Origin of the sequence: Rhizobacter sp. (assembly GCA_021153565.1) — a bacterium.
Taxonomy (GTDB): domain Bacteria; phylum Pseudomonadota; class Gammaproteobacteria; order Burkholderiales; family Burkholderiaceae_C; genus Albitalea.
The window spans coordinates 1-8832 of the sequence record JAJKJU010000239.1; the positions used below are offsets into that span (position 1 = coordinate 1).

General features: G+C 62.5%; 4 protein-coding genes and 1 pseudogene. 4 read left to right on the forward strand and 1 reads right to left on the reverse strand.

All coding sequences use genetic code 11. From position 1 onward, the window contains the following. Positions 1 to 455: 455 nt before the first annotated feature. The 4 genes from AC30NL_RS15330 to AC30NL_RS15345 all read left to right on the forward strand — a co-directional run bounded on the left by AC30NL_RS15330 (position 456) and on the right by AC30NL_RS15345 (position 7635). The gene (locus AC30NL_RS15330) at positions 456 to 965 is read left to right on the forward strand and encodes a hypothetical protein (RefSeq protein WP_489464867.1); all 510 of its coding nucleotides are present in this window, start codon (positions 456 to 458) and stop codon (positions 963 to 965) included. Between the two features lie 128 nt (positions 966 to 1093). Next, positions 1094 to 5923 carry an NAD-glutamate dehydrogenase gene (locus AC30NL_RS15335; protein WP_489464868.1) on the forward strand — a complete coding sequence of 1610 codons (4830 nt, stop codon included), beginning with the start codon at positions 1094 to 1096 and terminating at the stop codon, positions 5921 to 5923. A gap of 75 nt (positions 5924 to 5998) precedes the next feature. Then, positions 5999 to 6655 (forward strand): DNA oxidative demethylase AlkB, encoded by a 657-nt coding sequence (gene alkB / locus AC30NL_RS15340; protein ID WP_489464869.1) that lies wholly within the window; start codon positions 5999 to 6001, stop codon positions 6653 to 6655. A 131-nt stretch (positions 6656 to 6786) separates the two neighbouring features. Then, positions 6787 to 7635 carry a PA4780 family RIO1-like protein kinase gene (locus tag AC30NL_RS15345; RefSeq protein WP_489464870.1) on the forward strand — a complete coding sequence of 283 codons (849 nt, stop codon included), beginning with the start codon at positions 6787 to 6789 and terminating at the stop codon, positions 7633 to 7635. A 155-nt stretch (positions 7636 to 7790) separates the two neighbouring features. On the opposite strand, the pseudogene AC30NL_RS15350 reads toward AC30NL_RS15345, so the two are convergent. After that, positions 7791 to 8069 (reverse strand): annotated as a pseudogene (locus AC30NL_RS15350) (Rossmann-fold NAD(P)-binding domain-containing protein); the annotation flags it as partial. Positions 8070 to 8832: the final 763 nt, after the last annotated feature.

The window sequence follows — 8832 nt, forward strand, 5'->3', positions numbered from 1 at the left end:
TCTCTCAAAAATCACCCCCATCTCCCCTGATGCATCTGAAATTCACATCGATTTCGGTCGAAAACTCACATCACTGCAAAAGAATGTCGTCAAAGCCAGTAGAGACGCGCAACTTTCCGCGTGTCCATTGTGCGTAAAGGTCAGCCCAGAGGGAGAGGGAGCGAAGACCTTGAAAGGGGTGGGTCTGAGACTACCTTTGACCAAAGCGTCTGGCGAGACTCGGGACCTACAACCAAAGCCCAAGATGCTCGAATTTTTGCGCGTCGTTCAGATCGCGGTCAAAGCGTTCGTTGAAGATGGCGATGAGTTGAAATCCGAACAAGGCTTGAATACCCGATTAATGTGTCATGGCATGTCGATTGGACGAAAGGCCACGCCTTCGGCCCCTTCCCTGGGAATGCTGCTTGCCGGCTCGATGATCTCTGGAATCAACATCAATCAAGAAGCGCAACACTATGTCCCCGCCCACCCGCCTTCTCTCCTTTGCACTTGCAGCTCTGCTCGGCGCATGCGCCTTTCACGGACCCAAGGACTTCCCCAGGGGAAGCTCGATCGCGTCGGTACTTCAAGGCATGGGCGCTCCGACCGGAGAGTACGCAACGGCGTCAGGTGGCCGCCGTCTGGAGTACGCGGGTGGTCGCTTTGGCAAGCAGACCTACATGTTCGACTTCGACGCTTCCGGCCAACTCCTCAGTGCGGAGCAGGTGCTGACGGAGGCGCGGTTCAATGCAATCAAGGCCGGCATGACCAGTGCCGAGGTGCTGTCACAAATTGGAAAACCGTCTACCACCTGGGCGATCCCGCGCCAGCATCAGATCGTATGGTCATACCGTTACGAATCGCTGTTCTGCCAGTGGTTCATGGTCGGCATGAGCCCCGAGGGCCAAGTCGTCGACACCGCTTATGGACCCGATCCGGTTTGCGATGACGATGATTTTTTCGGGAGGTTCATGCGTCGGAGGTGACGACGCCATCCCGCCCTTGGCCTCTCGCACAGTAAAACTCTCAGCATGCAATGAGCTTGCTCCCGCAACTTTGTTCCGTCAGCAGGTCGCTGCAGATGTAGATTAGACGGCCGGACAGGAGAAAAACCATGCTGACGGAGACGAGACAAGCCGGGTTGCTGAGGGCGCAGCGCATGGACGAGGTGATCAAGCTCGTGCGCACCAAGGTTTCCCCTGACCAGCAAGAAATGCTGGTGGAGTTTGTGCAGAAGTATTTCGGCCAGGTCGACCCGGATGAACTGGCCGAGCGACAGGTGGCCGACCTGTATGGCGCGGTGCTGTCGCACTGGAGCTTCGCCCGCAAGCGCGAGCCGGGCCGCGCCCGGGTGCGGGTGTTCAATCCGACCATTGCCGAGCACGGCTGGCAGTCGACCCACACCATCATCGAGATCGTCAACGACGACATGCCCTTCCTCGTCGACTCGGTGACGATGGAGGTCAACCGCAACGGGCTCACCTTGCACCTGATCATTCATCCGCTGCTCGCCGTGAATCGCGATGCCGACGGCGCGCTGCAAGGGTTGGCAGCAGACGCCGCCGACGGTGCGCATGAATCGCTGATCCATGTCGAGGTGGACCGCATTCCAGAGCCGGGGCGACTTGAAGCCCTGGCCGCAGACGTGAACCGCGTGCTCGTCGACGTGCGGCTGGCCGTCATGGACTGGAAAGCCATGCGGGAGCGCTTGCTCGACGTCCTCGGCGGACAGCAGACGAATGCCCCGCCGCTTCCTGCCGACGAGCTCGCCGAAGGTCAGGAGTTTCTGCGCTGGCTGGCAGACAACCACTTCACTTTCCTCGGCTGCCTGCGCCACGAACTGACCACCGTCAACGGCCAGGACGCCCTGAGCGTAGTTCCCGATTCGAGCCTGGGAATCCTGCGCGCAGTGCCGCCCGAGGCGGTAACCGCTTTCGCCGCGCTGCCGCCCGAGGTGCGGGCGTATGCGCTGCGGCCCGAGTTGCTGGCGGTAACGAAGACGACAACGCGCTCAACGGTGCATCGGCCAAGCTACCTCGACTACATCGCCGTCAAGCGCTTCGGCGCCGACGGCGCAGTTTGCGGCGAAGACTGCTTCCTCGGCTTGTTCACCTCAACTGCCTACAGCGCCAACCCAACCGACATCCCTTTGCTTCGGCGCAAGGTCGCCGATGTGGTCTCGCGCGCTGGCCTCTCGAGTGGCAGCCATGCCGGCAAGGCGCTGATCCACATCCTCGAAACCTATCCGCGTGACGAGCTGTTCCAGACCAGCGAAGATGACTTGCTGCAAACGGCAGTGGGCATCCTGCATCTCGGCGAGCGCCAGCGTTTTCGCCTCTTCGTCCGTCGCGATCCATTCGAACGCTTCCTGTCGTGCCTGATCTACGCGCCGCGGGAAAACTACACCACGGAATTGCGTCAGAAATGGCAGGCGATTCTGATGCAGGCCTTCAACGGCATCAATTCGGAATTCAACGTGCACCTGTCGGACTCGGTGCTGGCACGCATCCAGATCACAGTACTCACCCGTCCCGGGCAGATCCCGGCCTTCGATGTGCGCGAGGTCGAGGCGCGCCTGGTCGCTTCCGCTCGGCGCTGGGAAGATGACCTGAAAGCAGCCTTGATCGAGGCATCGGGCGAGGCGCGCGGCGTCCAGTTGATGCGCCAGTTCGGCGCAGCCTTTCCGGCGGGCTACCGCGAAGAATTCGCGGCCCGTGCAGCGGTGCCCGACATCGAACTGATGGCGCGGCTGAGCGATGCCGAGCCCTTGGGCATGAACCTGTATCGCCCGCTCGAAGCACCGCCAGGCACTTTTCGGTTCAAGCTGGTGCGTTGGGGCGAACCGCTGACCCTGTCGTCCAGCCTGCCCATGCTCGAGCATCTGGGGATGAACGTGCTCGATGAACACCCGCACCGCATCGCGCCGCAAGACTCCGCGCCGATCTGGATCCACGACTTCGGAATGAAGTCGAATGTCTGCAATGCCGAGGTCGATGTCAGTGTCGACACGTTGAATCGCGTCTTCGAGAACGCATTCGCCGCCGTGGTGCAGGGCGACGTCGAGAGTGACGACTTCAATCGCCTCGTGGTCGCAGCGCACCTGCCGGCCGATGAGATCGTGGTGCTGCGCGCCTATGCGAAGTACATGCGGCAGATCGGCTTTGCGCTGTCGCAATCGTTCATCGAGTCGACGCTCGCGACGCACGCCGGCATCGCACGACAGCTCGTCGAATTCTTCAAGCTGCGCTTTGCGCCGGACGGCGTCGATGCCGATGCCCGGGCCGCACAACAGGTGACTGCGATCGAGCATGCGCTGGAGCAGGTCGACAACTTGTCGGAGGACCGTGTATTGCGTCAGTACCTGGCGCTGATGCAGGCCACCACGCGCACCAACTTCTGGCGCCACGATGCAGCCGGAAAACGGCGCAGCTTCGTCTCGTTCAAGTTCGATTCGTCCAAAGTCCCAGGCCTGCCTGCGCCGAAGCCGATGTTCGAGATCTTCGTTTACTCGACGCGATTCGAAGGCGTGCACCTGCGAGGCGGAAAGGTGGCACGGGGCGGGCTGCGCTGGTCAGACCGGGCGGAGGACTTTCGTACCGAGGTGCTGGGGCTGGTGAAGGCGCAAATGGTGAAGAACACCGTCATCGTGCCGGTCGGGTCCAAGGGCGGCTTCGTGCTGAAGAAGGCGCCGCCAGCGAGCGATCGTGAAGCCTTCATGAAAGAAGGCGTGGCCTGCTACCAGAACTATCTGCGCGGCCTGCTGGACATCACCGACAACCGCGTCGGCGACAAGATCGTGCCGCCGCCGGATGTCCGGCGCCACGACGCCGATGACCCCTATCTCGTCGTTGCCGCCGACAAAGGCACGGCGACCTTTTCGGACTACGCCAACAGCATCAGCAAGGAGTACGGCTTCTGGCTCGGCGACGCATTCGCATCTGGTGGCTCGATGGGCTATGACCACAAGGTCATGGGCATCACTGCGCGTGGGGCGTGGGAGTCCGTCAAGCGTCACTTCCGCGAGATGGGCATCGACACGCAGACCTCCAACTTCACGGTGGCCGGCATCGGCGACATGTCGGGCGACGTGTTCGGCAACGGCATGCTGCTGTCGAGGCACATTCAACTGGTGGCTGCCTTCGACCACCGGCACATCTTCCTTGACCCGCAGCCCGATGCCGAGCGCTCGTTCATCGAACGAGAACGCTTGTTCAAGCTGCCGCGATCGTCATGGGCTGACCATGACCCGCAGGTGATTTCGGCCGGCGGCGGGGTGCACGCTCGCAGCGCGAAATCGATTCCGATCACGCCCGAAGTGAAGCGCGTGCTGGGCATCATCGCCGATGCATTGACGCCGACCGATCTGGTCAACGCCATCCTCAAGGCGCCGGTCGATCTGATCTACAACGGCGGCATCGGCACCTACGTGAAGGCCACGAGCGAGAGCCACGCCCAGGTCGGCGACCGCGCCAACGACATCCTTCGAGTCAACGGCAAAGAGCTGCGCTGCAAGGTGTTCGCTGAAGGCGGAAACCTGGGGTGCACCCAGCTTGGCCGCATCGAGTATGCGTTGGCGGGCGGGCACATCAACACCGATGCCATCGACAACTCCGCCGGGGTCGACACGTCTGACCACGAGGTCAACATCAAGATTCTGCTCGGCCTGGCCGTGAGTGACGGCGAGTTGACCGACAAGCAGCGCAACACCGTGCTGCCTGAGATGACCGACGAGGTGGCCGCGCTGGTGCTGCGCGACAACGTCTTTCAGACTCAAGTCCTGTCCGTCACCGGCCGAATCGCGCCGCAGTTGCTGGACGCTCAAGCGCGCTTCATGCAGTTCCTTGAAAAGAGCGGGCGCCTCGACCGTGCGATCGAGTTCCTGCCGACCGACGAAGAGATCGCCGAGCGGCGCGGCAAGGGACAGGGGCTGACCAACCCCGAGCGCGCAGTGCTGCTCGCCTACAGCAAGATCTGGCTCTACGACGAGTTGCTGGGCTCGACCTTGCCAGATGATCCATGGGTGTCGACCGCGCTGGAGCGCTATTTCCCGCAGCTTCTGCAGGACCGGTTCCGCACCTACATGCAGCGCCATCCGCTCAAGCGCGACATCATTGCCACGCACGTCACCAACAGCATGATCAACCGGGTCGGCAGCACCTTCGTGCATCGCCTCGTCGAGACCACCGGCGCGCGCGCCTTTGAGGTGGTGCGGGCATACCTGCTGAGCCGCGAGATCTTCGGCATGGTGAGCCTGTGGCAGGCAATCGAATCGCTGGACAACAAGGTCGCCGATGAGATGCAGTCGCAGATGCTGATCGACACCAGCCGGCAGCTCGAACGCGGCACGAAGTGGTTCCTGCGTTCGCGTCGACTGATCGACGACATGGGCGAGACGATCGAGCACTTCCAATCAAACGTCACCAAGCTTGCGGCACGCTTGCCGCAATTCCTCGATGCGGATGAGCGCGCGCGTGTCGATGCATCGGCGGCGCACTATGTGGTGGGCGGAGTGCCGCAGGAGTTGGCGCAAAGGGTGGTCACTTTTGGCACGCTTTACGCGACGCTCGACATTGCGGAGATTGCAGGTGGCGCGCGATGGCCGGTGGAGCTGGTCGCTGCCATCTACTTCGATCTCGTCAACAAGCTGGGAATGCCTTGGCTGCGCGACAAAATCGCAGCGCTTCCTGGGGATCAGCATTGGCAGATGCTCGCCAAAGGGGCGATGCTTGACGACCTGTGGGGATTGCAGCGGTCCATCACTGTGGCCGTATTGTCGGGCGGTGGCCAGATCGAGTCGCCGGGAGCAGTTGTAGAGGCTTGGCAGGCCAGCAACGGACGCACGATAGAACGCGCGGGGCAGTTGCTTGGAGAGTTGCGGGCGGTGTCGGCGCCGGATGCGGCGATGTTGGCAGTTGCGTTGAGGGAGATGCGGGGGCTTGCGTGAACATCAACTGTCTACTACGGCGAGAGCACGTCTTTCCGTTGCAGATCCATTCACGACGCTGCGTGAGACAACACCATGACCATGGACCTCTTCGCAGCCGATGACGCGAGCTCGCTGCCCGACGAGACGCTGGCACCCGGTGCAATGGTGCTGCGCGGCTTCGCGCTGCCCTATCAAGACGCGCTGTGGGCCGATCTTCAGCGCGTAACGGCCGAGGCTCCGATGCGGCACATGATCACCCCGGGCGGTTTCACGATGTCCGTGGCGATGACGAATTGCGGTTTACTGGGTTGGCTGAGTGACGAAACAGGCTATCGGTACGACAGGGTCGACCCCGACAGCGGAAAAGCCTGGCCCGCCATGCCGGCGTCATTCGCCAGCCTCGCCACACGAGCGGCAGAGAAGGCGGGCTTCCCCGGCTTCACACCCGACGCCTGCCTCGTCAACCGCTACACGCCTGGCGCGCGGCTGTCGCTGCATCAGGACCGCAATGAACGGGACAAGCGCGCGCCCATCGTCTCCGTTTCATTGGGCCTGCCTGCGGTCTTCCTCTTCGGTGGCACCAAGCGCACCGACAAGACGATACGCGTGCCCCTGCAGCATGCAGACGTGGCCGTGTGGGGCGGCCCATCGCGGCTCAACTATCACGGCGTGCTCGCACTCAAGGAGGCGACGCCGCATCACTTGATCGGCGGCGTGCGCGTCAACCTGACATTTCGCAAGGCAGCTTGATGCGCCAAAAGGAAAGGCCGTGGCTCCCGGATCGCAAGATCATCGGGTCTAGATGGCTTCGCCCGTTGAAAGCGCTACGTCGTCTGCGCGCACTGACAGTGCGTGCCGCTGCCCAGTGCAGAATCCCCCTCATGAAACCACCCAAAAGACTGCTGTCCCTCATCGAAGAAGGCCTGATCGATACCGTGGTGCGCCAACTGATGAGCGGCAAGGAAGCGATGGTCTACGTGGTGCGCTGCGGTGGTGAAACGCGCTGCGCCAAGGTCTACAAGGAAGCCACGCACCGCAGCTTCCGCCAAGCCGTGGACTACACCGAGAACCGCAAGGTCAAGAACACTCGCCAGGCCCGCGCGATGGCCAAGGGCACCCGCTTCGGACGGGAAGCACAGGAGGCTGCGTGGCAGAGCGCCGAAGTCGATGCGCTCTACCGGCTGGCAGCCGCCGGCGTGCGTGTTCCCAAGCCACACAACTTCTGCGACGGCGTGCTGCTGATGGATCTCGTGACGGACGACCAAGGCGACGCGGCCCCTCGGCTCAACGACGTGGAGTTCACGCCCATCGACGCTCGGGCGCACCACGCAACGCTGCTGCTGGAGGTAGTGCGCATGCTGTGCGCCGGCGTCGTGCACGGGGATTTGTCGGAGTTCAATATCCTGCTGGGCGCGGATGGGCCGGTGATCATCGATCTACCGCAGGCCGTGGACGCCGCCGGAAACAACCATGCACAACGCATGCTGCTGCGTGACGTCACCAACCTGCAAACCTTCTTCGGCCGCTTCGCGCCCGAGCTCCTGCACACCAGCCACGGGCACGAGATCTGGGACTTGTATCAACGCGGGGCCTTGCATCCCGAGGTGGTGCTCACCGGCCTCTTCGAGCACAAGCACGGGACGGTAGACATGGTCAGCGTGATGCGCGAAATCGACGACGCACGCGCCGAAGAAGCGGCGCGACGCTTGCGGATGCAAATCGCCCAGTGACAGTTCGAGGGTGTCAAGGTCAAGGTCAGTGCCCTGAAATTTTGCGCCGCTGCCGCGGAAAGCCTGGAGTCGCAGGCACAGCAACTGGTGCAGGCCGGTCTGGGTTCAAACTCACGCGAAGCGATATCGCGCCGGCTTGAACCGGCGCAGCCCGATCACCACACGCGGTACACCCTGCCCGTCTGCACGCCTTCGATGCTTCGCACGTAGGCCAACGCCACCCGGCTGCCGGGCGCAGGCTCGAAGCCCTGGAAGAAGGCGCCGTAGACGGGCATCGACTCCTCCAGCACCGTCGGGCTCACCACGTTGATCCGCAAGCCGCGGGGCAGCTCGAAGGCTGCTGCGCGCACGAAGCCTTCGAGCGCCGCGTTCACTGTCGTCGCGTTGACGCCCGATCGGATCGGCTCCTCGGACAGGATGCCGCTGGTAAGCGTAGCGGCTTGCAATCGAAACGGCTCGGGCTCGCAATCAGCGCAGTTTTGGGCTCAGATTATTTGCGAGTGACGGCGCCGACGGGCTCACATTCGTTGCGAGCGAGCTTGCAATCATCGACCGCGGGCTCGCAATCGATCCGCTCGGGCTTTGGGACCAGCCGAAGCTGGCCATTGACGAGTCAAATGGGCAACCCGGCACGCGGCATTTTGTCGCGCAGCAACGTGGTGCGGCTGGCTTCGAGGGTGTTGTTGAACAGAGGATGCAATCAAGAAACGGATGCTTTGGGAGGCGTGGGTGGCTCCCCCGGGGAGGGTGCTGGCGGCACCGGGGGTAGGCCAGAAGAACGTCAGGGGGCGCCCGCCCTGGCACCCGGTACACCGGTCGTCTTGTATCCCGCTGCAAGAATGCCAGAGGGGGCTGAGAGGCTGAGAGTATTCGCCATCGTTGAAGTGGTTCCTTCTTCGGATTAACGAGATTCGCTTCGCATGGCCGCAGCCGGCTGGGGGGCGCGCTGGCACCATCTGGCTTATTCCATAGCCACGCATCCCGATTCACCTTTCGACCTTTCGATGCGGTGGCCAAAGGGAGCCGAGCGTGGTCGACGGGGCGGGTCTCGCAAATCAGGTAGCGGACGACTGGCCCCGAGATATCGTTGCTTGCGCGAGCGGGCAATTTCAGTGGCAATTGCCACGTCAATCGAGAGAGGAATTGCCAAATGCTTCCAAATCAACCCGTGAATTCATTGAGTCGCACTCCGCCGCA